Raw genomic sequence first — 23784 nt, forward strand, 5'->3', positions numbered from 1 at the left:
CGCCCGCGGGCGTGCGAGACGGCTCTGGGCCCGGAGGAAGCGCGGGTCAGCGCAGGGTGAGGGCGACCTCGGTGGCCCAGTAGGTGAGGATGTTGCGCGCCCCCGCGCGGCGGATGCCGGTGAGGGACTCGAGGATCGCCTTGTCGCGGTCGATCCAGCCCTTCTCGGCGGCGGCCTCGATCATCGCGTACTCGCCGGAGATCTGGTACGCCACGACGGGCACGTCCACCGCGTCCGCGACCTTGGCGAGGACGTCCAGGTAGGGGCCGGCCGGCTTGACCATGACCATGTCGGCGCCCTCCTCCAGGTCGAGCTCCAGCTCGCGCATCGACTCGCGGAGGTTGGCCGGGTCCTGCTGGTAGGTGCGGCGGTCGCCCTGGAGCGAGGAGCCGACGGCCTCCCGGAAGGGGCCGTAGAAGGCGGAGGCGTACTTCGCGGTGTACGCGAGGATAGCGACGTCGTCCCGGCCGATCTGGTCGAGGGCGTCGCGGATGACGCCGATCTGCCCGTCCATCATGCCGCTCGGACCGACCACATGGGCGCCCGCGTCGGCCTGGACCTGCGCCATCTCGGCGTACCGCTCGAGGGTGGCGTCGTTGTCGACGCGGCCCTGGTCGTCGAGGACGCCGCAGTGGCCGTGGTCGGTGAACTCGTCGAGGCACAGGTCGGACATGACGAGCAGGTCGTCGCCGACCTCCGCGCGGACGTCCCGCAGGGCGACCTGGAGGATGCCGTCCGGATCGGTGCCGGCGGTGCCCACGCCGTCCTTCTTGGACTCCTCCGGCACGCCGAACAGCATGATCCCGGAGATCCCGGCGGCGACGGCCTCGGCGGCGGCCTTCTTCAGGCTGTCGCGGGTGTGCTGCACGACACCCGGCATCGACGAGATCGGCACCGGCTCGGAGACGCCCTCGCGCACGAAGGCCGGGAGGATGAGGTCGGCGGGGTGCAGGCGGGTCTCGGCGACCATGCGCCGCATCACCGGGGAGGTGCGCAGACGCCGCGGGCGCGTGCCGGGGAAGGATCCGTACGTCGTCATACCACCTACGCTACGCCCGCCCCGCCCGTGCCTTTGCCGACGCGGAGTCGGCGCAAAGCGGGCGTACGACCGGCGCACGACCCGTACGACACGGACCCCCGGCCGCCCCGCCGTGCGGCTCCCCCGCACCGGGACCATCCTGGAGGAAGGGCCCGGACGGCAGGCGCCGGGGCCGCCGGTGGACCCGGCCCGCCGCCGTCCCATCCGTACAACCTCGGTACCGGCCCCCGCGGAGATCGCCATGGCCACCCTGCACCAGACTCCCGACCTGTTCGCCCTGTCGGACATCCGCGGCCCGGTGCTGCGCCCCGGCGACGACGGTTACGCGGAGGAGGTCACCGGCTTCAACCTGGCCGCCCCGCACACCCCCGACGTGGTGGTCGGTGCGGCCGGCGCCGACGACGTGGTGGCCGCCCTGCGCTGGGCGTCCGCCACCGGGACCCCCGTCGCCGTGCAGGCGACCGGCCACGGCGCCAACTACCCCGTCGACAGTGGCCTGTTGATCAGCACCAGGCGCATGACCGGCGTCCAGGTCGACCCCGCCCGGCGTACCGCGACCGTCGAGGCCGGCGCACGCTGGGGTGACGTGCTGGCGGAGGCCGCCCCGCACGGTCTCGCGGCCCTGTGCGGCACCTCCACCGACGTGGGCGCCGTCGGCTACACGGTGGGCGGCGGCCTCCCCGTCCTGGGCCGCGCGTACGGGTACGGCTCCGACCTGGTCCGCTCCTTCCACGTCGCCACCCCCGACGGCACGCTCCACGAGACGGACGCCGGGCACGAGCCCGAGCTGTTCCGGGCGCTGCGCGGCGGCAAGCACGCCGTCGGCGTGGTGACGTCCATGGAGACGGAACTGCTGCCGCTGCGGACCCTGCTGGGCGGCGCCGTCTGGTTCCCCGGCGAGCACGCGGCGGCCGTGCTGACGGCCTGGACCGGGTGGATCCGCACGGTGCCGGAGGAGATGTGCTCGTCGTTCGCGCTGCTGCGGCTGCCGCCGGTCCCGCAGGTCCCGGAGCCGTTGCGGGGCCGCTTCTGGGCGCGGGTCGCCATCGCCTGGCCCGGTGACCCGGCCGAGGGCGAGGAGCTGCTGGCGCCGGTGCGGGAGGCCGCCCCGGTGGCCGTCGACACGGTGGAGGTCATGCCGTGCACGGAGGTGGACCGCGTCCACACGGAGCCGCAGGACCCGTTCCCCGTACGGGAGTCGAGCCTGCTGCTGCACGAGCTGACGCCGGTGGCGATCCGGACGTTCCTCGACCAGGTCGGCCCCGACGTGCCCCAATGCCCACTGCTGCTGGTGGAGCTCCGGCACATGGGCGGCGCCCTGTCCCGTCCCGCGGCCGTCCCGGACATGGTGTGCGCGCGGGACGCCGAACACCTCCTGGAGTCGGTCGCGATCGTCGCGTCCCCGTCCGACGCGGAGGCCGTCGAGCACGCCACGGCCGCCCTCCGCACCGCGATGACCCCGTACGGCACCGGCCGCACCCTCGTGAACATCCACGGCGCCCCCGGCGACACCGCCGACCGGGCCCGCGCCTGGACCCCGGAGATCCACGCCGACCTGCTGCACCTCAAGCAGACCCACGACCCCGCGGACCTGCTGCGCTTCGGCCACACCCCCTGAGCCGGCCATCCCCTCGTCGGATACGGTGCTCGTCTTCCGCGACAGCGCGACAGAGAGGGCGACGACCGTGCACAGCGCCACCGTGACGACCGAGGGCGACCAGATCCGCTGGGCCGAACTGCCGGGCAAGGACCCGGTCCGCGTCTACGTGCACGGGCTCGGCGCCACCTCGCCGCTGTACTTCGCGGAGAGCGCCGTCCACCCGCTGCTTGCCGGGCACCGCTCCCTGCTGATCGATCTGCTCGGCCACGGCCACAGCGACCGGCCCACCTCGTTCTCCTACACGCTGGAGGACCACGCGGACACGCTCGCCGCCGCACTGCGCACCGCGGGGGTCACCGCCGCCGACGTGGTCGCGCACAGCATGGGCGGCGCGGTCGCCGTCGTCCTGGCCGCCCGCCACCCGGAGCTGGTGGCGCGGCTGGTCCTCGTCGACGCCAACCTGGACCCGCTGACGCCGGAGCGGGGCGCCTACGGCAGCCGGGACATCGCGTCGTACAGCGAGGAGGAGTTCCTCGCGGGCGGCTGGCAGGAGGTGCGCGACCGGGCGGGCGAGGCATGGTGGGCGACGATGCGCCTGACGGGCCGGGAGGCCCTGTACCGCAGCGCCGTGCACCTGGTCCGCGCCACAACGCCGACGATGCGGAAGCTGCTGCTGGACCTGCCGGTTCCGCGCACCTTCCTGTACCCGGAGCCGGACGGTCCCTTCCCGGGCTCGGAGGAGCTGGAGGCGGCGGGCGTCCGCGTGGTCGCGGTCCCGGACTGCGGGCACTGCGTCATGCTGGACAACCCGGAGGCCTTCGCCCGCGCGACGGCCGAGGCCCTTGCCGCCTGACCTTTCATCCCGACCCGCCGGGGGGACCGCCGACATGCGACTGCGCTGTGCCGTGCTGGACGACTTCCAGGGCGTCTCCACCACGCTCGCCGACTGGGGTCCCGTACGGGACCGGGTGGACGTGACCGCGTTCCGCGAGCACATCGCCGACGAGGACGAACTGGCCGCCGTACTGGCCGACTTCGACATCGTGGTGACCCTCCGCGAGCGTGTCCCGTTCCCCGCCTCGCTGCTGGACCGGCTCCCCCGGCTGAAGCTGATCGTCGCGTCCGGCATGCGCAACTCGGTCATCGACCACGCGGCCGCCGAACGCAACGGCGTCACCGTCTGCGGCACCCGCAGCTTCCCCACCCCGCCGGTTGAACTGACCTGGGCGCTGCTGCTCGGGCTCGCCCGGGGCCTGGTCACCGAGTACAACTCCTTCCGTGCGAACGGCCCTTGGCAGTCGACGGTCGGCGCCGACCTGCACGGCCGCCGTCTCGGCCTGATCGGCCTCGGCAAGATCGGCGGCCGGGTGGCGAGGGTGGGCCTCGCCTTCGGCATGGAGGTCACGGCGTGGAGCCCCCACCTCACGAAGGAACGCACGGACGAGGTGGGCGTGGAACTGGCGTCGTCCAAGGAGGAGTTGCTGCGCACCAGCGACTTCGTCTCCCTGCACCTGGTCCTCGGCGACACCACCCAGGGCCTGCTGGGCGCGCCCGAACTGGCCCTGATGCAGCCGGCCGCCTACCTGGTCAACACCTCCCGCGCCGGCCTCGTCGACCAGGACGCCCTGCTCACCGCGCTGCACGAGGGCACGATCGCGGGCGCGGCGGTGGACGTCTTCGACACCGAGCCGCTCCCCGCCGACCACCCCCTGCGCACGGCGCCCCGCCTCCTGGCCACCCCGCACCTCGGCTACGTCTCCGAGCTCAACTACCGCACGTACTACACGGAGGCGGTCGAGGACATCGCGGCGTACCTGTCGGGGACGCCGGTCCGCAGGCTTCACTAGGGGAACTGGTTGTGGACCGGTCGGACGGTCCCTCTTTGGCCCTGTCCACCGGTCCATGACGCCACCAGGCTGGAGAACCCGACGATCCCCGGAGGTTCTCTTGAGTCTCGCGTTCCTGCTGGCCGCCCTGGCCGTGGTGGTCACCCCCGGCACCGGCGTGGTCTACACGCTCGCCGCCGGTCTCTCCCACGGCCGGCGCGCGGGCCTGGTGGCCGCGTTCGGCTGCACGGTCGCCGTCGTGCCCCATCTGCTGGCGTCCGTCACGGGCCTCGCCGCCCTGCTCGCCTCCAGCCCGCTCGCCTACGCGGTCGTGAAGTACGCGGGCGTGGCCTACCTGCTGTACATGGCGTGGGCGATGCTCCGCGACAAGGAGGCGTTCACCGTCCGCCCGGAGCCGGAGCCGCGCCCCGCGCTCCACGTGATCACGACCGCCGTGCTGATCAACGTCCTGAACCCGAAGCCGATGCTGTTCTTCGTCGCCTTCCTCCCCCAGTTCGTCCCGGCCGGCTCCTCCGGCTCCCTCGGCCTGATGCTCCAGCTCGGCGGGGTCTTCATGGCGCTGACGTTCGTGGTCTTCGCCGCGTACGGGGTGTGCGCGGCGGCCGTACGGGACCGGCTGCTGGCCCACCCCCGGATCACCACGGGCCTGCGGGCCGTCTTCACGGCGAGCTTCGTGGGGCTGAGCGCGCGGATGGCGGTGGCCTGATGATCTTCCGACACGCTGAGGCGGTCCGGTCCGCCCATCCGGGCCTGGCGACGGGCGCGCTGCACGCCACGGGCGTGGACGGCACGGCGGACGTCGAGGCGCGCGTGGCGGCGCGTGTCGCGGAGTACACCGTCCGCGCCCTCGCCCGGCTGGCCGGCGGCCCCGAGAGCGGGTTCCCCGAAGTGCTGGCATGGCGGCGGACGTTCGCCCGCATGGGATTGCGTCCGACGCGGTACCGCTGCGCCTCCGAGTCCCTGCTGCGCCGCCTGCGCAAGGAGGGCGCCCTGCCCCGCATCCACCCGGTCGTCGACCTGTGCAACGCGGTCTCGGTGGCGTACGCCGTGCCGGTCGCGGTGCTCGACGCGGACCGGATCACCGGCCCGCTGCTGGAGGTGCGGCCCGCGCGCGGCGACGAGGAGTACACGACGTTCGACGGCCGCACCGAGCACCCGGCCCCCGGCGAGGTGACATACGCCGACTCGGCCGGGCGCGCGCACGCCCGCCGCTGGACGAACCGGCAGAGCGGCCACTCGGCGGTGCGGGAGGGCACACGCCGGATCCTCGTGGTGGCGGAGGCGATGCACGAGGGCGGGGAGGACACGGTCGCGCGGACGCTGGAGACCCTGGAGAAGGAGCTGGCCGCCCTGTGGCCGGTCACGCCCGTGACCGCTCTGCTCACCGACGCGGACCCGGAGTTCAGGCTCGACGACCACGCCCGCGTGCGGTAGCCGTGCATGGCATCATGAATCCGGTGACCGACAGGGACGGCGCCACGGCGCACGGCTCGGACTTCCTGCACCTACGCGCTGACGACGTCCCCGCGGACGGCAAGGCCGACTGGCTCGCGCGGCAGTTGCGGCAGGCGATCACCGACCGCCGCCTGACCGTGGGCAGCAGACTCCCGGCCACCCGTCTGCTCGCCGCCGAACTGCGCGTCTCGCGGGGTGTGGTGACCGAGGCGTACCGCAGGCTCGCGGAGGACGGTCACGTCGAGGGACGCCGGCGCGGAGGCACGATCGTGGTCGCGGCGCCCCCGCCGTCCCTGCCGCCTCGCGCTCAACGCCCTTTGCGCGCAAGTCCGTTCATGGGTGCTCCCGACCCCCGCGCTTTCGACGCGCTGCGCGACGCCGACGCCCGGATCGACCTCACCCCGGGCCGCCCGGACCTGTCCGCCTTCCCCCGCGCGGCCTGGCTGCGCGCCGAACGGGCCGTGCTCGCCGAACTGTCCAGCGCGGACCTCGGATACGGCGACCCGAGAGGCGCGCCGCGTCTGCGCCGCGCGGTCGCCGACTGGCTGGCGCGCGGCCGGGGCATAGCGGTCGACCCGGACGGCGTCCTGATCGTCGCGGGCATCGCCCAGGCGCTCACCCTGCTGCACCCGGTGCTGCGCGCGGACGGGATCACGGCGGTCGCGGTGGAGGAGCCCGGTTCGCTCGGCACCCGCCAGCACCTGGCGCACGGCGGTCTGTCCACCCCGCCCGTCCCGGTGGACGCGCACGGCCCGGACGTCACCGCGCTGCGCGCCACGGGCGCCCCCGCCGTCCTCCTCACACCGGCCCACCAGTTCCCGACCGGCGTGGTGACCAGCGGGGAGCGCCGCCGCGAGCTGCTGCGGTGGGCGGCGGACGGCGGTCTGATCCTGGAGGACGACTACGACGCCGAGCACCGCTACGACCGCCCGCCGGTCCCCGCGCTGCGCTCCCAGCTCACCGACCGCCTCTGCTACATGGGCAGCGTCTCCAAACTGCTGGCCCCCGCCCTGCGCATCGGCTGGCTGCTCCCGCCCCGGCACCACCTGGAGGCGCTGACCGACGCGAAACGCTTCACCGACCTGGGCAGCGCGGTGCTGCCGCAGCTCGTCCTGGCCCGCCTGATGGAGACGGGCCGCCTGGAGCGGCATCTGCGGCTGCTGCGCCCCCGGCACGTCCGCCGGCGGGACGCGGTGATCGCCGCCGTCCGCGCCCACCTTCCGGGCGCGGTCGTGCACGGCGCGGCGGCGGGACTGCATCTGACGGTCACGTACGCGCCGGACGTCCCCGACACCGAACTGGCGGCTGCCGCGCTGGCCTTGGGCGTCAAGTGCCACCCGCTCTCCTGGCACCGGCAGCTCCCCGGCCGCCCCGGCCTGGTCATCGGGTACGCGGCCGACCCGCCCGGCACTCTCACCGAGGGTGTGGCCCTGCTGGGCAAGGCGCTGCGCACTCTGGCCTGAACCTCGGCGCTCAGATGAAAAGCCTCCGGATCGGCTCACGTTGCTTCACCGGCCGCCGACGGGTACGTACGGTCGAAAGTACGAACGGGAGCGTATTGACCCAGGAGCAACGGCAGGACAGGGGAACGCTGTGTCGATCGAGCACATCGCCGTGGTCGTCCTGGCGGTCGAGGTGGTCGTCATGGTGTCGGCGCGGGTCGGCACCGAGCGACGTCACCGGGCCCACACCAAGGGACGCGGTCCCGCCCCGCACCCGCGGGAGGACCTCACCTTCGTACCGGCGGCGCTGTACGGGACCGCCGCGGCGGCGATGGCGGTCGGCGCCCTCACGACGTCCGTCGAACCGACCCTCGACGCGCTCGCCACGGTCGCGATGTTCGGCGTGCTGCTCCCCGCGTTCACCGCGAACGCCGTACTGCGTCTGTCCACGCGGGGCGGCCGCAAGGCCGTCACCCCGGGCCTGCGAGGTCTCGCCGCCACGGTCGCCGCGACGGGCGGTCTGGTGTCGGTCGGCCTGATCTGAGAACCGGGTCCGGGAGCCGGCCCGGACCCGCTATGATCCGTCGGTCAGCCTTTGGCGCGCCCCGGCAGGGCAGCCCGAAGGCTTTTTTCATGCCTGCCAACACCCCTACGCCTGAACCTGGTTACCGATCCCTGCTCCGCAACCGCGAGTTCGCCGGCCTGTACGCCGGTTTCACGCTCACCGTCGGCGCGAGCACCCTCTCCGGCTTCGCGCTCGGCACGCTCGTCGACCGGTCGACCGGCTCCCCGTTCCTCACCGCCGTGAGCATGTACGGCGCGACGTTCGCGACCGTGCTCGGCGCGACCACGCTGATGTCGGTCGCGGACGGCAGCCGCCCGCGCCGCATCCTGGTCGCGCTCCAGTGCGTCGCCCTCGCGGGCGCCTGCGCACAGGCGCTCCCGGGCATGCCGCTCGCCGCCCGCTTCGTGCTGCTCCTCCTCCTCGGCTTCTTCCAGTCGCTCAACACGGGGACGCGCATGGGCCTGCTCGCCGAGGTGGTGCCCGCCTCCGCGTACGTCCCGGCGCGCTCGCTGATGAACATCACCGCGGGCGGCACCTCCGTCCTCGGGTTCGCGCTGGGCGCGGTGCTGCTGCGCCACCTCACCCCGCAGGGCCTGTTCCTCGCGGCGGCCGGACTGACGGCGGCCGCTCTCGCCGTGACGGCGGCGACCGTACGGGAACGCTCCATCCGCCCGCCCCGCCACCCCGGCCTGCGCGAGACGTGGACGGCCAACGCGGCGCTCCTCTCCCGCACCGGCCCGCGCGCCCTGCTCCTCAACCTGTGGGTGCCCAACGGCCTGATCGTCGGCTGCGAGGCCCTGTTCATCCCGTACGCCCAGGAGGACGCCGGCCTCCTGCTGGCCGCCGCGTCCGGAGGGATGCTCCTCGGCGACCTGACGGTCGGCCGCCTGCTCTCCGCCGAGTGGCGCCGCCGCTGCGCGTACCCGCTCCGGCTGCTGCTCGCGGCGCCGTACCTGCTGTTCGCCCTGCACCCGCCGACGGCGCTGGCGGCGGTCGCGGTGTTCGTGGCGAGCGCGGGCTTCGCGGCCACGCTCCCCCTCCAGGAACGGCTCCTGGCCCTCACGCCCGAGCAGGTGCGCGGCCAGGTGCAGGGCGTGGAGTCGGCGGGCCGGATGACCTGGCAGGGCATCGGGGCGGCGGTCGCGGGCGGGACGGCGCAGGTGTTCTCACCGACGGTGACGATCACGGCGCTGGCGGCGGTGTCGGTGTGCGTGACGGTGGTCTCGCGGCCGTACGTGAACCGCACCGGGCCCCTGACGGTCGCGCCCGGGTCACAGCGCCGGTGAGTCGGCGGCGGATATGTGCATGATCGGTAACAACACGCCCTGAAAGGGACTGCGGGGCAACCGCGGGCCGCGGAATCCCGTGCTTGTACGCACCAGACGTACTGGTCCGACCACGGGGAGACACCGATGCAGACCACGACCCGCAGAACCCGCCGTCCCTGGACGTCGTACGCCGTCGGCGCGGCGGTCGCCGCCGCGCTGCTGGCGACGACGGCGTGCGAGGAGGACAACGCGAACGGGCCGGAAGAGACCGCGCCCCCGACCCCCTCGGTGAGCCAGCAGTCGTCCCCGGCGCCGGACGACGCGACCGGCGGGGACGACGCGACCGACGGGGACGACGCGGCGGGCACGGACCTCTGCACGATGGAGGACCTCACCTTCGCCACGTCGAACTACGGGGAGCGAGGTAAGCCGGTCCGGCACGTCATGGTGGTCGCGACCAACAGCAGCGACAAGGAGTGCGAGGTCCGGAACGCGCCGGAGATCATGCTGGGCGACGCGCAGGGCCCGGCTCCGGTGATGGAAGGCACGGAGGCCGACGAGCCGTTCACGCTCGCCCCCGGCGACAAGGCGTACGCGGGCGTCCTCGCGACGGGCGGGAACCGGGACACCTACGAGGTGACCTTCATGACGCTCACCCTCGGCAGCCCGGGCGGCGAGGCGGAGGCGGAGGAGCCGATCGAGTTGGAGATGCCGACCGAGGGGTCGTTCCAGGCGGACGACGGCCAGCGCGTCACCGGCTGGCAGCCCACGGAGGGCCTCGCGATGCGCCCGGTCACGCAGTCCTGACCTCCGGTTGTCGGTGCGCGGGACTACGGTTCCGCGCACGACGGACACCGCCGCCGACGCCCGCCCCCTGCCACCCCCGTCCTTCATCGGCGACCCCGCCTCTGACCTGGGGCGCGTCACCACCGGGTCACGTGCGTAACAGACACGTACGAGAGCGCAGCCGGACGAAACGGCGGGGCGGGCGGAGCTGTCTTGGTGAGCGGGACGGACGCACTGACGGTCCGTCACCTAGAGCACCGCCGCCACCGCTTCCGGAGGAAACCACCATGCGCGCCACCAAGCTCACCGTCGCCGCCCTCGCCGTCGTCGCGGGCCTCTCGCTCACCTCCTGCCAGAACGACGACATCGCCGCGGACCCCCAGCCGGCCGCCTCGTCCCCCGCCGGTTCCTCCACAGGAGGCAACGGCACGGACAAGGGCCAGGAGGAGGGCACGGTCGCCGGGACCGGCAGCAACGAGAACGGCAAGGTGGACGACTGCCGCACCGACGAGCTGGAGGTCACCGCCGAGAACGTCACCATCGACGGCGACACCGTGGGCACCGTCGCGGTGACCTTCGTCAACGGCGGAGGCCGCGACTGCGCGCTGACCGGTTACGCGGGCGTCGACCTGAAGACGGACGCGGGCGCGCTCTCCGCGGAGCGCACCGGGGAGGAGGCCCCTTCCGTCGTCCTCAAGGACGGCAAGTCGGTGTCGTTCGCGGTCACCTACCCGGTCAACGACTCCGGTGGCTCCGGCGTCGACGTCACGGGCCTCGTCGTCACCCCGCCGAACGAGACGAAGTCCGTCACCCTCGACTGGCCGGGCACGTCCCTCCCCGTCACGGACGGCTCGGGCACCCCGGTGAAGGTCGGCCCGATCGGCAGCGCGGGCCAGGGCGGCTGAACGGGCCGGCTTCAGGCCGCTCTGACGGTCCCTTCCGCTGTCGCCTGCCCGTACCGGCAGTCGCGGCAGCGGCCCGGCTCCGGTGCGCGGAAGACCCGCTCGCAGCCGTCACACTCCTGGAAGGGATGCGGTCGGTGGACACCGGCCGTGACCGGTGGAGGTTCCGGGACCGCGGGAAGGGGCGGCGGCAGCAGCTCTCGCAGGCGGTAGGCGAGCACGCCCGCAGGGTGCTTCATGGTGACGGGCAGGTCGGCGGTCAAGGTGCGGAGCACGGCCGCGGGGGCGGCGCCCCGTTCGAACCAGGCGACGACGGCCGGGGCCAGCCTGTGCACGTCCCGCAGCGACAGGGTGAGCCGCTCATCGGCCCGCCGCAGACCGGCAAGCAGCCTCACCGCCTTCTCATGAAGGGGCCCACGAGGCGCGGGTGCCTCCGGCGGCTCAACAGGAGGCGCGACCACGTCCGGCTCCACGGCGGCAGCCGAATCGGACGGCACCTCACAGGGCGCTAGATCATCCTCCTGGGCCGTCTCCTCGCGGCTGACACCAGCCACGGCCTCACGCGTACGCGCGCGGCCTCCCGTCGGACGCCGCTCGATCCCTGCAACACCGGCGCACGCCACGTCCACCGGCGCATGGTGGGCGTACGTCCGCGTCACGAGTTGGCCGTCCTCCGTGCGCTCGCGGACGCGCCGCAGATACCCGTGCGCCTCCAACTCCCGCAAGGCGAAGGCGATCCGGTCCCGTCCTTCCGGAAAGCGCTCGGCAAGGCTGCGGATGTCGACCGGGGTGCTCTCGGGCACCGAGAAGATGTGGGTCGCCAGCCCGATCGCGGTCAGCGACAACTCGCGGTGCTGGGCCAGGTGGTTGCCGACGACGACGTACTGCCCGGACTGGTACGTACGTACGTGTGTGACACCGGAGTGGGTGGTGGATCGTCGAACACCCTGAATCGGGCGCGGGGCAGCACTAAGCTTCTGCTCAGCCATGGGGAAGGGGCTTCTTCCTCTGTGGTCAGGCCCTCGCCCGGGAGTGCTAGTCCCGGCGGGGGCCGACGTCTGTACGGAGTTGTGAGAGCGCCGAGTTGATCCGGCCCTCTACGCCGAGAGTGCCCGCCCACACCACCGCGGCGCCACCCAGTTCGACGCGTTTCACCCAGCCGAGTGATCAACGCAAGGTTTGGTGGGGTTGGTTGGTTTTTACCCCTGGTACTTAGGTCTTTTACGTCCCGAAGCCCCGCCCCTCACCCCACCGAATCCCGCCCTACCCGGCTCCGGCCCGTGCACTCGAGGACACTCTTATGCTCCGCTCGCCACAGGATCCCGCCTTCTTCTGGGACCGCTACAAACCCGACCGGGACGAACCGTCACCGGCACCCGACGCGGCGGCCTTCGAGTGGACGCAATACGAAGGGCACGGCCCCGGAGCCGAACTGCTCGGCCGACCGCGCACCGCGCTCGAGCTGGGGGCGGCCGAGTGCAGGGAGGCGTCCTGGCTGGCGCGCCGTGGGGTACGCGTCACGGCACTGGACCTCTCCCCCGTCCAGGTCGAGCGGGCCCGCCGGTGGTGGAAGGACGTCCCCACCCTGACGATCGAGGAAGGAGAAGCCTGCTCCTTCCTCCGTGGGGACGACCAGACGTACGACACCATCTACTCGATCTGGGGCGCGGTGTGGTTCACCGACCCGGACGAGCTGTTCCCGCTGGTGGCCGAGCGGCTGTCACCGGGTGGGGTGTTCGTCTTCTCACACGGTGAAACGCCCAGGCACCTCACCGGCCGCCAACCCATGTACGGGAGGGGTCCTGAGGGCAGGGAGATGACCGTGGACCGCTGGTGCCATCCCCCCGAGACGTGGGCCGGCCTCGCGCACAGGCATGGCTTCATCGACGTCGAGGCACGGTGTCTTCCCGCGCCCACCGGCCAAGCACTGGGCACGATCATCGTCGAAGCACGGCGGCCTGACTGGGCAGACGATGCCACGTCCTTCACTCACTGAAGGGAACTCCGTGCCACGGTCTTCCTACTCGGCGAGCGCACAATGCCGTCTCTGCGGTAGCGCCATACAGATGGACGTACGGAGTAGAAAGGTCTACCCCCATCGCCGTGCTGACGCACGGAGGCAATGCTCCGAGTCCGGCAAGCCCCGCTACCGCCCCGAGGCCCCGACCGAGCAGCTGCACGAGTTGAACCCGCCCGTCATCACCAGGCGCCCGCCCCGGCCGGTCGGCACGATCCTGGAGGTGCCCGTCCCCGGGCTTTCGTGGGTTCCGTCGCTGGACGACGTCGACGCTCCGGTGATCACCTTGCCCGCTCATGGCCGTCTGGGTTACTGGGTCCCTAGTCCATGGCGCGCAACCACGGCCGTGGCGGATGGATGCCCGGATGGCGCATCACCGCTCAGACGATCAGCGTGGTCCGCGGACGCCAATGGAGCTGGACCGTGCTGAAGCGAGCCCCTTCGAGCTCAGGCAACTGACAGGCAGACTGTCACTGGCCGAGGTCCAGCTCCGCCCACACGGTCTTGCACGGCGCCAGGCCTCCGAACACGCCCCAGCGGTCGGCCAGCTCCTCGACCAGCAGCAGGCCGTAACCGGACTCGGCAGGTTCAGCCTCGGCGAGTGTCCGTGCCCGCGTGGGCACGCACTCACCCCGGGTATCGGTGACCTCGATGCGGAGGGTGACGGACGCTGTGACGCTGAGGCCGAGTCGGAAACTGCGGCCCGGAACTCGGCCGTGCACGACCGCATTCGTAGCGAGTTCGGCGACGATCAGCCGAGCCGGGTCGAGTGGCAGCCCCCAGGAGCGCAGTTGCTCGGCGGCGAGCAGACGCGCGAGACGGGCGCCTCGTCGGGTCGCGGAGAGCGGCACTGTGAACTGGTGGAGCGGGGCGCTTGGTGCGGTGACTTCTTGACTCACATCACTCACAGTGTTCTTCCATGCGTAATCTGTGAAGAAGGGCGGCCCGTGCGACCAGGGGCTGTCCGTGAGGTGTCCGGTTTCCGTCCGGGCTGCACGGGGTGACCGGGCGCGGACGGCCGGAGTTGATCCGGGGAAGGGCGCGCGGCGGGAGGACGGTGGGCATGAGCGGGTGGGAAGCGTGGCTGGGCGACGAGGAGGCCGGGGCCGTCATGCGCACGGTCGTACGGCAGCTCAAGCTGTGGCGGGAGGCGGCCGGCCTCACCCAGGCGGAGTTCGGGGCGGCGATCGGGTACGGGGAGGAGCTGGTCTCCTCGGTGGAGCGGGGGCGGCGAATTCCTCGGCCGGAGTACCTGGACGCGGCGGACGAGGCGCTCGGCGCGGGCGGCAAGATCTCCGCGATGAAGAAGGACGTCGCGGAGATCCGGTACCCCAAGACCGTGCGCGACCTGAAGAAGCTGGAGACGGAGGCCGTCGAGTTGGCCGCCTACAACAACTCCGTGATCCACGGCCTGTTGCAGACACCGGAGTACGCCCACGCGGTCTTCAGCGCCCGTCGGCCTCCGTTCACGGCGGACGAACTGGACCAGCGGCTGTCCGCCCGCGTCGCGCGCCAGGAGATCGTCAGCGAGACAGCGGGCCGACCACTTTTCAGCTTCGTCCAGTGCGAGTCCACACTTCGCCGTCCCCTCGGGGGCAGGATGGTCATGCGCGGGCAACTCGAACGCCTGTTGGCCGTCGGCGGGTTCCCGCACGTCGACCTCCAGGTGCTCCCGCTGAGCCACGAGGAGAACCCTGGCCTCGCTGGGTCGTTCCGGCTGCTCAGGCTGAAGGACGGTGCGACGGTGGGACATCTGGAGGTGCAGCACATCAGCCGTGTGATCGCCGACCCGAAGGAAGTGCAGCTTCTCGAGATGCGTTACGGAGCCATCCGGGCGCAGGCGCTCAGCCCGCGAGATTCACTGGCCCTCATCGAGAAAGTGCTGGGAGAGACATGACTCTGAAGGCGGACACCCCTCTCGTGTGGACGAAGAGCAGCTACAGCACGGACGAGGGCCCCGACTGCGTCGAGGTGGCCATCCCGAACGAGAGCCACGTCCTCGTTCGCGACTCCAAGACCCCGGACGGCCCCCGCCTGACCGTGGCGCCCACCGCCTGGGCAACCTTCCTCCCCTACGCCTCGCGCCCCCGATGACCACCCGTCTCCCCCTGGACGAGCAACTCACCGCCCTGCAAGCCGCCCTCTCCCGCAACGAGACATTGCTGGAGGTCTCCACCGCACGGCGACCCTCGGCCTCCCCGACCACTACGTCACCGCCGGCTGCCTCTTCCAGACCGTGTGGAACGTCGTCACCGGCCGCCCGCCCGCCGAGGGCATCAAGGACTACGACGTCTTCTACTTCGACGACGGCGACCTGTCCTGGGAGGCCGAGGACAAGGTGATCCGCGCCGCGGCGGACGTCTTCGCGGGGCTCCCCGCCGAGGTGGAGATCCGCAACGAGGCCCGCGTCCACCTCTGGTACGAGCGGAAGTTCGGCGTCCCCTGCGCCCCCTACACCTCCACCGAAGCGGCCATCGACAGCTTCGCCGCCACCACCTGCTGTCTCGGCGTCCGCCTCAGCCCCGACGGCCGGTGGCGGGTGTACGCGCCGCACGGGCTGTCCGACGTGTTCGGGCTCGTCGTACGGCCCAACCCCGTCCTCGCGCCCCGCGCCGTGTACGAGGCGAAGACCGAGCGCTGGCGCAGGCAGTGGCCGGAGCTCACGGTGCTGGACTGGCCCACGGCCTGAGCGACGGCAAACGACGGCGGGGCGTGTCCGCAGACACGCCCCGCCGTCACAAACTCCCGCTCACCTCACGTCGTCGACCGACGTCTCCGCGCCCCCGGCCGCCGCTCGCTGGGCCGGGTGACCGGGTCACCCGCCTCCAGCGCCGCCAGCCGGCGCCGCGCGCCGAAGTCCGCGAGGGCCTCCGCCAGCTTGTGGACCGACGGCTCGGGGGCCATCACGTCGACCCGCAGCCCGTGCTCCTCGGCCGTCTTCGCCGTGGCCGGACCGATACACGCGATCACCGTCACGTTGTGCGGCTTGCCGGCGATGCCGCCCAGGTTCCGGACCGTCGACGACGAGGTGAACAGCACCGCGTCGAAACCGCCGCCCTTGATCGCCTCACGGGTCTCCGCCGGCGGCGGCGACGCGCGCACCGTCCGGTAGGCGGTGACGTCGTCGACCTCCCAGCCCAGTTCGATCAGCCCCGCGACCAGCGTCTCGGTGGCGATGTCGGCGCGCGGCAGGAAGACGCGGTCGATCGGGTCGAAGACCGGGTCGTACGGCGGCCAGTCCTCCACCAGCCCGCGCGCCGACTGCTCGCCGCTCGGCACCAGGTCCGGCCGCACGCCGAAGTCGATCAGCGCGTTGGCCGTCTGCTCGCCCACCGCCGCGACCTTGATCCCGGCGAAGGCGCGGGCGTCGAGCCCGTACTCCTCGAACTTCTCGCGGACCGCCTTGACCGCGTTGACCGACGTGAACGCGATCCACTCGTAGCGGCCGGTGACCAGGCCCTTGACGGCACGTTCCATCTGCTGGGGCGTGCGCGGCGGCTCGACCGCGATGGTCGGCACCTCGTGCGGCACGGCCCCGTAGGACCGCAGCTGGTCGGAGAGCGACGCCGCCTGCTCCTTGGTGCGCGGCACGAGCACCTTCCAGCCGAACAGCGGCTTGGACTCGAACCACGCCAGCCGGTCCCGCTGGGCGGCGGCGGAACGCTCACCGACCACGGCTATCACCGGGCGGCCGCCCTCAGGGGAGGGCAGCACCTTCGCCTGCTTCAGCGTCTGCGCGATCGTGCCGAGCGTCGCCGTCCAGGTGCGCTGCCGGGTCGTGGTGCCCGCGACGGTCACCGTCAGCGGGGTGTCGGGCTTACGTCCGGCGGACACCAGTTCGCCCGCGGCGGCGGCCACCGAGTCCAGCGTGGTGGAGACGACCACCGTGCCGTCGGAGGCGCCGACCTCCGTCCAGCACCGGTCGGACGCCGTACGCGCGTCGACGAACCGCACGTCGGTGCCCTCGGCGTCCCGCAGCGGCACACCGGCGTACGCGGGCACGCCGACCGCGGTGGCGACACCGGGGACGACCTCGAACGGCACCCCGGCCGAGGCGCACGCCAGCATCTCCTCGGCGGCGTACGCGTCGAGCCCGGGGTCGCCGGACACCGCACGGACGACCCGCTTGCCGCCCCGCGCGGCCTCCATGACAAGATGTGCGGCATCCCTATTCGCGGGGACACCGGCGGTTGTTGACGCGCCGTCAACGACCGTCAGCTGGGGCGTGCCCGTGCCCGGCGTGGACGACGCAGACGTGTCCGCGTCCGTGTGCACCTCGGCGACGCCCTGCCTGGCGTGCGTCCGTACGACATCGAGCACGTCGTGCTCGGCGACGAGGACGTCCGCGTTCGCCAGGGCCTCCACGGCGCGCAGGGTCAGCAGTCCCGGATCCCCGGGTCCGGCACCGAGGAAGGTGACGTGCCCTTGTTCCGGAGGGGCGGGAAGAGTGGTGGGGCTCAAAGTGCTCGCTCCCCCATCAGACCGGCCGCGCCCTGCGCAAGCATCTCGGTGGCGAGTTCGCGACCGAGCGCCGTCGCCGCCTCGTGCGTCTCGGGCACGGGACCGGTGGTGGACAGCTGCACCAGCGTGGAACCGTCGGTCGTGCCGACAACTCCGCGCAGGCGCATTTCCTTGACAGTCTGCCCGTCGGCCAGAAGGTCGGCCAACGCCCCGACAGGGGCGCTGCAGCCGGCCTCCAGGGCGGCGAGCAGTGACCGCTCGGCCGTCACGGCGACCCGGGTGAACGGGTCGTCGAGCTGGGCGAGCGCGGCGATGAGCTCCGCGTTGTCCGCGGTGGTCTCGATCGCCAGTGCCCCCTGGCCGGGGGCGGGCAGAACCGTGTCGACCGACAGGAAGTCGGTCACCTCGTCGCTGCGGCCGACCCGGTTGAGCCCGGCGGCCGCCAGCACGACCGCGTCCAGGTCGCCCTTGGTGACGTACCCGATGCGCGTGTCGACGTTGCCCCGGATCGGGACCGTCTCGATGTCCATGCCGTGCGCGCGGGCGTACGCGTTCAGCTGCGCCATGCGGCGCGGCGAACCGGTGCCTATGCGCGCCCCGCGCGGCAGGTCGGTGAGCTTCAGCGCGTCCCGCGCGATGATCACGTCCCGCGGGTCCTCGCGCTCGGGGATCGCCGCCACGACCAGCTCGTCGGGCTGGGCGGTCGGCAGGTCCTTGAGGGAGTGCACCGCGAAGTCCACCTCGCCGCGCGCCAGCGCCTCCCGCAGCGCGGCGACGAAGACGCCCGTGCCGCCGATCTGCGCGAGGTGCTCACGCGAGACGTCGCCGTACGTGGTGATCTCGACGAGCTCGACGGGCCGTCCGGTCACCTGGCTCACGGCATCCGCCACCTGCCCGGACTGGGCCATGGCGAGCTTGCTCCGCCTGGTCCCCAGCCTCAGTGCCTTCTCAGTCATCCCGGCCCTCGGTTCTCTGCGTTCTTCTCGGTGCTTTCCTCGGCGCGGGAGACGGAGGCCACCGTCTCGGGGTCGAGGTCGAACAGGGTGCGCAGCGCGTCCGCGTACCCGGCCCCGCCGGGCTCGGCCGCGAGCTGCTTGACCCGGACCGTCGGGGCGTGCAGCAGCTTGTCGACCACCCGTCGCACGGTCTGGGTGATCTCCGCGCGGTGCTTGTCGTCCAGGCCGGGGAGCCGCCCCTCCAGGCGGGCCATCTCACCGGCCACCACGTCGGCCGCCATGGTCCGCAGGGCGACGACGGTCGGCGTGATGTGCGCCGCCCGCTGTGCCGCCCCGAACGCGGCGACCTCGTCGGAGACGATACGCCGCACCTGGTCCACATCGGCAGCCATCGGGGCGTCCGCGGACGCCTCCGCGAGCGATTCGATGTCGACGAGCCGCACGCCGGGCAGGCGGTGCGCCGCCGCGTCGACGTCCCGCGGCATGGCGAGGTCCAGCAGGAAGAGCACGGGCTCGGGGCGCTGCGGCACGTCCACCGGCTCGGGCCGCCGGCGCTCGGGGATGCGGCCGATCGCGGACGCGGCCGCGGCGAGCGCGCCGATGACCTCGGCGTCCGCCTCCGGACCGGTGCCGCGCGCGGCGTCCCGGCGGTCGACGGCGGAGCCCGCCGCCCACGCGCCGTGCTGCTCCAGCGTGGCCGCGTCCATCCCGGCGACGGCCGCCTCCCCCATCACGGAGAAGCCGGGCCGCACCGTGGACAGGTCCACCGGGCAGCCGTCCTCGGCGGGAGCCGGCGCGGCCGGGGCGCTCTCGCGGGCGTCCTCCTCGGCGACGGCGTCGAGGTCGACGACCGGCGCCGGGTCGACGCGTCCCTCGACGCCCGCGGCGATCATGTCGCCGGTCAGGACCAGGCCGGTCGCACCGGTGCAGGAAACGACCACATCGGCACGTGTCAGCTCGAACGGCACCGATGTCATCGGGACCGCGCGGGCCGTCACGTCCGTGGCGTCGCCCTCGGTGAGGATCCGCACCAGCCGCTCGGCGCGGTCGGGCGTGCGGTTCGCGACCACGACCTCGGCGATCCCGGCACGCGCGAGCGTCGCCGCGGACAGCGAGGACATCGACCCGGCGCCTATGACGAGGGCCTTCTTGCCGCGCGCCCAGGTCGCGACGGGCGTGCCGAGCGCGAGCTGCTCCAGGCCGAAGGTGACCAGGGACTGCCCGGCGCGGTCGATGCCGGTCTCGGAGTGGGCGCGCTTGCCGACCCGCAGCGCCTGCTGGAACAGGTCGTTCAGCAGCCGTCCGGCGGTGTGCGTGGCCTGGGCGCGGGCCAGCGAGTCCTTGATCTGGCCGAGGATCTGCCCCTCGCCGACGACCATGGAGTCCAGTCCGCAGGCCACCGAGAACAGGTGGTGGACGGCCCGGTCCTCGTAGTGCACATAGAGATAAGGAGTGAGCTCCTCGAGGCCGACCCCGCTGTGCTGGGCGAGCAGCGTGGACAGCTCGGCGACACCGGCGTGGAACTTGTCCACGTCGGCGTACAGCTCGATGCGGTTGCAGGTGGCGAGGACCGCGCCCTCGGAAGCGGGCTCGGCGGCGACCGTGTCCTGCAGCAGCTTGGTCTGCGCCTCCGTGCTCAGCGACGCCCGCTCCAGCACGCTGACCGGGGCGCTGCGGTGGCTCAGTCCGACGACGAGGAGACTCATGCCGGCATCACGGCGGGTACGTCCCCGTCGGGCCCCTGGTCGGTGGCGGAGTCCTCGCGCTTGGCGGCGACGGCGGTGTTGGTGGTGCCGGCGGCCTGGGAGGTGGTGACCTCGGCGGCGGCCTCCTCGCCGGCCTTGCGCTGCTCGTGGAAGGCGAGGATCTGCAGTTCGATGGAGAGGTCCACCTTGCGTACGTCGACGCCGTCGGGGACGGTCAGCACGGTCGGCGCGAAGTTCAGGATGGAGGTGACGCCGGCGGCGACGAGCCGGTCGCACACCTGCTGGGCGGCGCCGGCCGGGGTGGCGATGACGCCGATGGACACGCCGTTGTCCCGGATGATCGCCTCGAGCTCGTCCGTGTGCTGCACGGGGATGCCGGCGACGGGCTTCCCGGCCATCGCGGGGTCGGCGTCGATCAGCGCGGCGACCCGGAAACCACGGGAGGCGAACCCTCCGTAGTTGGCGAGGGCGGCACCGAGGTTACCGATACCGACGATCACGACCGGCCAGTCCTGGGTGAGGCCGAGTTCGCGGCTGATCTGGTACACGAGATACTCGACGTCGTAGCCGACGCCCCGGGTGCCGTAGGAACCCAGGTAGGAGAAGTCCTTGCGCAGCTTCGCGGAGTTGACACCCGCGGCGGCCGCCAACTCCTCCGAGGAGACCGTGGGCACCGAGCGCTCGGAGAGCGCGGTCAGGGCGCGGAGGTACAGCGGAAGCCGGGCGACGGTGGCCTCGGGAATCCCTCGGCTACGGGTCGCCGGTCGGTGAGTTCGGCCAGTTGCCACGGTGCTCCTGCGGGTAGAGCGGGGCTTCAGGCGGTCATACGTCCCCGGACCGCCCCGTCGAATGCAGGCTATGTCTTTGTGAACGCGTGCACAAAGATTGTGTCCGATTTGCCCGGCCAACGTGACCGGGGTCACGCGCCCCCCGCACCTACGCGGGGAACCGGCGCGCCCGCACCGCCGTTCCTTAGCTTCCGGGGGCAAAACCGCACACTCTCCTCTGTGAATCCCGCCCCCGAGACCAAGCCACCATCGATCCTAAGCGACTTTCCGCCAGATTGAACTGGCCGGTCAGTCGCCCAGGGCCTTGCGGAGACGGTCCTCGTTCACGCGCCAGAAGGTGTGCTGCCGTCCGTCGACGAGCACCACGGGGATCTGCTCCCAGTACTTCTCGTACAGCTCCCGGTCCTCCGTGATGTCCTTCGACTCCCACGGGACCCCGCGTTCGGAGCACACCTTCTCCACCACCACCTGCGCGTCGTCGCACAGATGGCAGCCGGGCTTGCGGATCAGCGTGACGAGCCGGTCCCCCGGGGGTCCGGCGCGGCGGAAGAGAGGGCTCATACGGGTCATTGTCCCGCGCGGGACAAGGCCGGGACACCGCCCGGGACACACAGAGTTCACGACGTGGCGACCTCTCGGCTCCGGAACAGGCGGGCGCACTGGCTATGCTCACGCCATGGCCGCTCTCGGATGGCTCACTCCCCGTAGGCGCTCCGCCACGGCGCGGAGCGTGTTGGCTGGCGAGGCCTCGGCGGAGGCCGCCCGCAAAACCACCCAGGAAGTTTCCGAACGCGAACCCGAGTTCCCGGTACCCGGTGACGAGCGGGCCGCCGCGTTCTTCGACCTGGACAACACCGTCATGCAGGGCGCCGCCCTGTTCCACTTCGGGCGGGGCCTGTACAAGCGGAAGTTCTTCGACACCCGCGAGCTGGCCCGGTTCGCCTGGCAGCAGGCGTGGTTCCGGCTGGCCGGCGTCGAGGACCCCGAGCACATGCAGGAGGCGCGCGACTCGGCGCTCTCCATCGTCCAGGGCCACCGCGTCTCCGAGCTGCAGTCCATCGGCGAGGAGATCTACGACGAGTACATGGCGGAGCGGATCTGGCCCGGCACCCGCGCGCTGGCCCAGGCGCACCTCGACGCGGGCCAGCGGGTGTGGCTGGTCACCGCCGCCCCGGTGGAGATCGCCACGGTGATCGCCCGCCGCCTCGGCCTGACCGGCGCCCTGGGCACCGTCGCCGAGTCGGTCGACGGCGTGTACACGGGCAAACTCGTGGGCGAACCCCTGCACGGCCCCGCGAAGGCGGAGGCGGTCCGCGCCCTCGCCCTGGCCGAGGGGCTCGACCTCAGCAGGTGCGCCGCCTACAGCGACTCGCACAACGACATCCCGATGCTGTCGCTGGTGGGCCACCCCTACGCGATCAACCCGGACTCCAAGCTCCGCAAGCACGCCCGCCGGATGGACTGGCGGCTGCGCGACTACCGCACGGGCCGCAAGGCGGCCAAGGTCGGCATCCCGGCCGCGGCCGGCGTGGGCGCGGTGGCCGGCGGCACGGCGGCCGCCATCGCCCTGCACCGCAAGCGCCGCTGACGCCCCGACGACACCTCGCACCGGCCCGCGCGGGTGCCCGCAGTGACCGCGCGGGCCGCGACACGCCCCAAACCGACTGCCGTACCCCGCGGCGGGCCCGAGCAGTCCTCTTGGCTGCACACGGCCACAACTCGCCCCGGACTTATCCGGAATTCGAAAACTTCCGGTCATCAACCGATCAGCTTCTCAACCCTGAAGAAGCGTCAATCGGTTACGGAAGCGACGTAATCGATGATTTGAGCAACTCGGTGTAGCAGAGCCTGCACGAAGCGTTATTCTCCTCAGACGCATTCCGGGACCGCCCCTTCGCCACGACGGGTGAACGGCCCCGCACTGCACGTGATGGAAGCTCTGCCTCTGGGAGTCCCGTGTACCCACACGTCGGGGTTGACGCCTCGGGCCTGGCTACGCTGCGCGCGACAGTCGCGACAGCCCGAGACATGTTGCGCGGAATCGTCCCCCCCGCGCACGCCGTCCCCGCATTCGCCGCCGTCCCCGCCGGCCCGTGCTACGCCCTCGCCGAGGGCACGGCCGCGGTCGGCAGACGAGGACGTCCGTCCGGCGCTTCCGCTGTCCGCCGTCCCGCCGCCGACAGCGACAGCGCCCGGATGATGGACCTCGTGGAGCGCGCCCAGGCCGGCGAGGCGGAGGCTTTCGGACGGCTCTACGACCAGTACAGCGACACCGTCTACCGCTACATCTACTACCGCGTCGGCGGCAAGGCGACCGCCGAGGACCTCACCAGCGAGACCTTTCTGCGGGCGCTGCGCCGCATCGGCACCTTCACCTGGCAGGGCCGCGACTTCGGCGCCTGGCTGGTGACCATCGCCCGCAACCTGGTCGCCGACCACTTCAAGTCCAGCCGCTTCCGCCTCGAGGTCACCACCGGGGAGATGCTCGACGCCAACGAGGTCGAGCGCTCCCCCGAGGATTCCGTTCTCGAGTCCCTGTCCAACGCCGCCCTCCTCGAAGCCGTACGACGACTCAACCCCCAACAGCAGGAGTGCGTCACGCTCCGATTCCTCCAAGGGCTGTCCGTCGCCGAGACGGCCCGCGTCATGGGCAAGAACGAGGGCGCCATCAAGACCCTCCAGTACCGGGCCGTCCGCACCCTCGCCCGGCTTCTCCCGGACGACGCCCGCTGAACCGCCCCGTCCACCGGACGGGGCACAGCGAGCGACACTCAACTCACCCTGAGTGAAACCCGGTTGGATTCCTCAATCGGGCTACCGGTGTCCGTAACCCAAGTGCCGCGCCCGTCGTTGTGCGGGATACAGGCTCCCTGTGGTCACCCTCTGACCGGCTCCGCTCACCCGATCGTGTGGCGTCGTCCGGGCACGGGAACCCTCAGACCCGCTGGGGAG

23 protein-coding genes and 1 pseudogene are annotated in these 23784 nt (G+C 72.3%); 16 read left to right on the top strand and 8 right to left on the bottom strand.

The window, feature by feature from the left end; translation table 11 throughout:
- Window positions 1-46 precede the first annotated feature (46 nt).
- Window positions 47-1039: a porphobilinogen synthase gene (hemB, locus tag ACQY0Z_RS04830; protein ID WP_254586929.1), complete on the bottom strand. Its 993-nt coding sequence runs from the start codon at window positions 1037-1039 to the stop codon at window positions 47-49.
- Window positions 1040-1280: 241 nt separating this feature from the next.
- Between hemB and ACQY0Z_RS04835 the strand changes: the two genes are divergently transcribed.
- The 10 genes from ACQY0Z_RS04835 to ACQY0Z_RS04880 all read left to right on the top strand — a co-directional run bounded on the left by ACQY0Z_RS04835 (window position 1281) and on the right by ACQY0Z_RS04880 (window position 10907).
- Window positions 1281-2657 carry an FAD-binding oxidoreductase gene (locus ACQY0Z_RS04835; RefSeq protein ID WP_439811874.1) on the top strand — a complete coding sequence of 459 codons (1377 nt, stop codon included), beginning with the start codon at window positions 1281-1283 and terminating at the stop codon, window positions 2655-2657.
- Window positions 2658-2724: 67 nt separating this feature from the next.
- A complete protein-coding gene (locus tag ACQY0Z_RS04840; protein ID WP_347225343.1) occupies window positions 2725-3492 on the top strand; it encodes an alpha/beta fold hydrolase in 768 nt (255 codons plus the stop codon).
- Between the two features lie 34 nt (window positions 3493-3526).
- Window positions 3527-4486 (top strand): D-2-hydroxyacid dehydrogenase family protein, encoded by a 960-nt coding sequence (locus ACQY0Z_RS04845; RefSeq protein ID WP_439811875.1) that lies wholly within the window; start codon window positions 3527-3529, stop codon window positions 4484-4486.
- Between the two features lie 100 nt (window positions 4487-4586).
- Complete coding sequence (locus ACQY0Z_RS04850) at window positions 4587-5192, top strand: LysE family translocator (protein ID WP_189906140.1); 606 nt, start codon at window positions 4587-4589, stop codon at window positions 5190-5192.
- Complete coding sequence (locus ACQY0Z_RS04855; RefSeq protein ID WP_254586925.1) at window positions 5192-5920, top strand: B3/B4 domain-containing protein; 729 nt, start codon at window positions 5192-5194, stop codon at window positions 5918-5920. The genes ACQY0Z_RS04850 and ACQY0Z_RS04855 overlap by 1 nt, the downstream gene beginning before the upstream one ends.
- Window positions 5921-5934: 14 nt before the next feature.
- Window positions 5935-7404 (top strand): PLP-dependent aminotransferase family protein, encoded by a 1470-nt coding sequence (locus ACQY0Z_RS04860; protein ID WP_439811876.1) that lies wholly within the window; start codon window positions 5935-5937, stop codon window positions 7402-7404.
- A gap of 130 nt (window positions 7405-7534) precedes the next feature.
- A complete protein-coding gene (locus ACQY0Z_RS04865) occupies window positions 7535-7927 on the top strand; it encodes a hypothetical protein (protein ID WP_439811877.1) in 393 nt (130 codons plus the stop codon).
- A gap of 89 nt (window positions 7928-8016) precedes the next feature.
- On the top strand, window positions 8017-9234 hold the full coding sequence (locus ACQY0Z_RS04870) for a hypothetical protein (RefSeq protein ID WP_439811878.1): 1218 nt from the start codon (window positions 8017-8019) through the stop codon (window positions 9232-9234).
- Between the two features lie 126 nt (window positions 9235-9360).
- Window positions 9361-10023, top strand: coding sequence for a DUF4232 domain-containing protein (locus ACQY0Z_RS04875; protein WP_381724380.1), 663 nt, complete (start codon window positions 9361-9363; stop codon window positions 10021-10023).
- A 266-nt stretch (window positions 10024-10289) separates the two neighbouring features.
- Entirely contained in the window at window positions 10290-10907 is a 618-nt protein-coding gene (locus tag ACQY0Z_RS04880) for a DUF4232 domain-containing protein (protein ID WP_439811879.1), read from the top strand.
- A gap of 11 nt (window positions 10908-10918) precedes the next feature.
- Here ACQY0Z_RS04880 and ACQY0Z_RS04885 read toward each other — a convergent pair whose 3' ends face one another.
- A complete protein-coding gene (locus ACQY0Z_RS04885) occupies window positions 10919-11893 on the bottom strand; it encodes a helix-turn-helix domain-containing protein (RefSeq protein ID WP_254586920.1) in 975 nt (324 codons plus the stop codon).
- A 311-nt stretch (window positions 11894-12204) separates the two neighbouring features.
- Between ACQY0Z_RS04885 and ACQY0Z_RS04890 the strand changes: the two genes are divergently transcribed.
- Window positions 12205-12900 carry a class I SAM-dependent methyltransferase gene (locus ACQY0Z_RS04890; protein ID WP_254586919.1) on the top strand — a complete coding sequence of 232 codons (696 nt, stop codon included), beginning with the start codon at window positions 12205-12207 and terminating at the stop codon, window positions 12898-12900.
- Window positions 12901-13391: 491 nt separating this feature from the next.
- Here ACQY0Z_RS04890 and ACQY0Z_RS04895 read toward each other — a convergent pair whose 3' ends face one another.
- Window positions 13392-13829, bottom strand: coding sequence for an ATP-binding protein (locus tag ACQY0Z_RS04895; RefSeq protein WP_189906158.1), 438 nt, complete (start codon window positions 13827-13829; stop codon window positions 13392-13394).
- Between the two features lie 155 nt (window positions 13830-13984).
- On the opposite strand from ACQY0Z_RS04895, the gene ACQY0Z_RS04900 reads away from it, so the two are divergent.
- The 3 genes and pseudogenes from ACQY0Z_RS04900 to ACQY0Z_RS04910 all read left to right on the top strand — a co-directional run bounded on the left by ACQY0Z_RS04900 (window position 13985) and on the right by ACQY0Z_RS04910 (window position 15610).
- A complete protein-coding gene (locus tag ACQY0Z_RS04900; RefSeq protein WP_439811880.1) occupies window positions 13985-14818 on the top strand; it encodes a helix-turn-helix domain-containing protein in 834 nt (277 codons plus the stop codon).
- Window positions 14815-15015, top strand: coding sequence for a DUF397 domain-containing protein (locus ACQY0Z_RS04905; RefSeq protein WP_439811881.1), 201 nt, complete (start codon window positions 14815-14817; stop codon window positions 15013-15015). Before ACQY0Z_RS04900 ends, ACQY0Z_RS04905 begins: the two co-directional genes overlap by 4 nt.
- Window positions 15012-15610, top strand: a pseudogene (locus ACQY0Z_RS04910) (nucleotidyltransferase family protein). Before ACQY0Z_RS04905 ends, ACQY0Z_RS04910 begins: the two are co-directional and overlap by 4 nt.
- 65 nt (window positions 15611-15675) lie before the next feature.
- Here ACQY0Z_RS04910 and ACQY0Z_RS04915 read toward each other — a convergent pair.
- From ACQY0Z_RS04915 to ACQY0Z_RS04935, 5 genes are all read right to left on the bottom strand, one after another.
- Window positions 15676-17382, bottom strand: coding sequence for a uroporphyrinogen-III synthase (locus ACQY0Z_RS04915; protein ID WP_439811882.1), 1707 nt, complete (start codon window positions 17380-17382; stop codon window positions 15676-15678).
- Window positions 17379-18338, bottom strand: coding sequence for a hydroxymethylbilane synthase (hemC, locus tag ACQY0Z_RS04920; protein ID WP_189906995.1), 960 nt, complete (start codon window positions 18336-18338; stop codon window positions 17379-17381). The genes ACQY0Z_RS04915 and hemC overlap by 4 nt, the downstream gene beginning before the upstream one ends.
- The gene (locus ACQY0Z_RS04925; protein WP_254586913.1) at window positions 18335-20044 is read right to left on the bottom strand and encodes a glutamyl-tRNA reductase; all 1710 of its coding nucleotides are present in this window, start codon (window positions 20042-20044) and stop codon (window positions 18335-18337) included. The genes hemC and ACQY0Z_RS04925 overlap by 4 nt, the downstream gene beginning before the upstream one ends.
- The gene (locus ACQY0Z_RS04930) at window positions 20041-20832 is read right to left on the bottom strand and encodes a redox-sensing transcriptional repressor Rex (protein ID WP_189906999.1); all 792 of its coding nucleotides are present in this window, start codon (window positions 20830-20832) and stop codon (window positions 20041-20043) included. Before ACQY0Z_RS04930 ends, ACQY0Z_RS04925 begins: the two co-directional genes overlap by 4 nt.
- A gap of 288 nt (window positions 20833-21120) precedes the next feature.
- On the bottom strand, window positions 21121-21393 hold the full coding sequence (locus ACQY0Z_RS04935) for a glutaredoxin family protein (RefSeq protein WP_246888057.1): 273 nt from the start codon (window positions 21391-21393) through the stop codon (window positions 21121-21123).
- Between the two features lie 115 nt (window positions 21394-21508).
- On the opposite strand from ACQY0Z_RS04935, the gene ACQY0Z_RS04940 reads away from it, so the two are divergent.
- Both ACQY0Z_RS04940 and ACQY0Z_RS04945 read left to right on the top strand, forming a co-directional pair.
- Window positions 21509-22420 carry an HAD-IB family hydrolase gene (locus ACQY0Z_RS04940; RefSeq protein ID WP_137210640.1) on the top strand — a complete coding sequence of 304 codons (912 nt, stop codon included), beginning with the start codon at window positions 21509-21511 and terminating at the stop codon, window positions 22418-22420.
- A gap of 368 nt (window positions 22421-22788) precedes the next feature.
- Entirely contained in the window at window positions 22789-23565 is a 777-nt protein-coding gene (locus ACQY0Z_RS04945; RefSeq protein ID WP_439811883.1) for an ECF subfamily RNA polymerase sigma factor, BldN family, read from the top strand.
- The last annotated feature ends 219 nt before the right edge of the window (window positions 23566-23784 follow it).

The organism is Streptomyces sp. P9-2 (assembly GCF_051903975.1).
Classification (GTDB): domain Bacteria; phylum Actinomycetota; class Actinomycetes; order Streptomycetales; family Streptomycetaceae; genus Streptomyces; species Streptomyces cellulosae.

What these genes read in the sequence shown, in the direction of transcription:
- hemB (WP_254586929.1), bottom strand. Translation starts at nt 1,039, where the DNA reads ATGACGACGTACGGATCCTTCCCCGGCACGCGCCCGCGGCGTCTGCGC.
- ACQY0Z_RS04835 (WP_439811874.1), top strand. Translation starts at nt 1,281, where the DNA reads ATGGCCACCCTGCACCAGACTCCCGACCTGTTCGCCCTGTCGGACATC.
- ACQY0Z_RS04845 (WP_439811875.1), top strand. Translation starts at nt 3,527, where the DNA reads ATGCGACTGCGCTGTGCCGTGCTGGACGACTTCCAGGGCGTCTCCACC.
- ACQY0Z_RS04855 (WP_254586925.1), top strand. Translation starts at nt 5,192, where the DNA reads ATGATCTTCCGACACGCTGAGGCGGTCCGGTCCGCCCATCCGGGCCTG.
- ACQY0Z_RS04860 (WP_439811876.1), top strand. Translation starts at nt 5,935, where the DNA reads ATGAATCCGGTGACCGACAGGGACGGCGCCACGGCGCACGGCTCGGAC.
- ACQY0Z_RS04870 (WP_439811878.1), top strand. Translation starts at nt 8,017, where the DNA reads ATGCCTGCCAACACCCCTACGCCTGAACCTGGTTACCGATCCCTGCTC.
- ACQY0Z_RS04875 (WP_381724380.1), top strand. Translation starts at nt 9,361, where the DNA reads ATGCAGACCACGACCCGCAGAACCCGCCGTCCCTGGACGTCGTACGCC.
- ACQY0Z_RS04880 (WP_439811879.1), top strand. Translation starts at nt 10,290, where the DNA reads ATGCGCGCCACCAAGCTCACCGTCGCCGCCCTCGCCGTCGTCGCGGGC.
- ACQY0Z_RS04885 (WP_254586920.1), bottom strand. Translation starts at nt 11,893, where the DNA reads ATGGCTGAGCAGAAGCTTAGTGCTGCCCCGCGCCCGATTCAGGGTGTT.
- ACQY0Z_RS04890 (WP_254586919.1), top strand. Translation starts at nt 12,205, where the DNA reads ATGCTCCGCTCGCCACAGGATCCCGCCTTCTTCTGGGACCGCTACAAA.
- ACQY0Z_RS04900 (WP_439811880.1), top strand. Translation starts at nt 13,985, where the DNA reads ATGAGCGGGTGGGAAGCGTGGCTGGGCGACGAGGAGGCCGGGGCCGTC.
- ACQY0Z_RS04905 (WP_439811881.1), top strand. Translation starts at nt 14,815, where the DNA reads ATGACTCTGAAGGCGGACACCCCTCTCGTGTGGACGAAGAGCAGCTAC.
- hemC (WP_189906995.1), bottom strand. Translation starts at nt 18,338, where the DNA reads ATGACTGAGAAGGCACTGAGGCTGGGGACCAGGCGGAGCAAGCTCGCC.
- ACQY0Z_RS04925 (WP_254586913.1), bottom strand. Translation starts at nt 20,044, where the DNA reads ATGAGTCTCCTCGTCGTCGGACTGAGCCACCGCAGCGCCCCGGTCAGC.
- ACQY0Z_RS04935 (WP_246888057.1), bottom strand. Translation starts at nt 21,393, where the DNA reads ATGAGCCCTCTCTTCCGCCGCGCCGGACCCCCGGGGGACCGGCTCGTC.
- ACQY0Z_RS04940 (WP_137210640.1), top strand. Translation starts at nt 21,509, where the DNA reads ATGGCCGCTCTCGGATGGCTCACTCCCCGTAGGCGCTCCGCCACGGCG.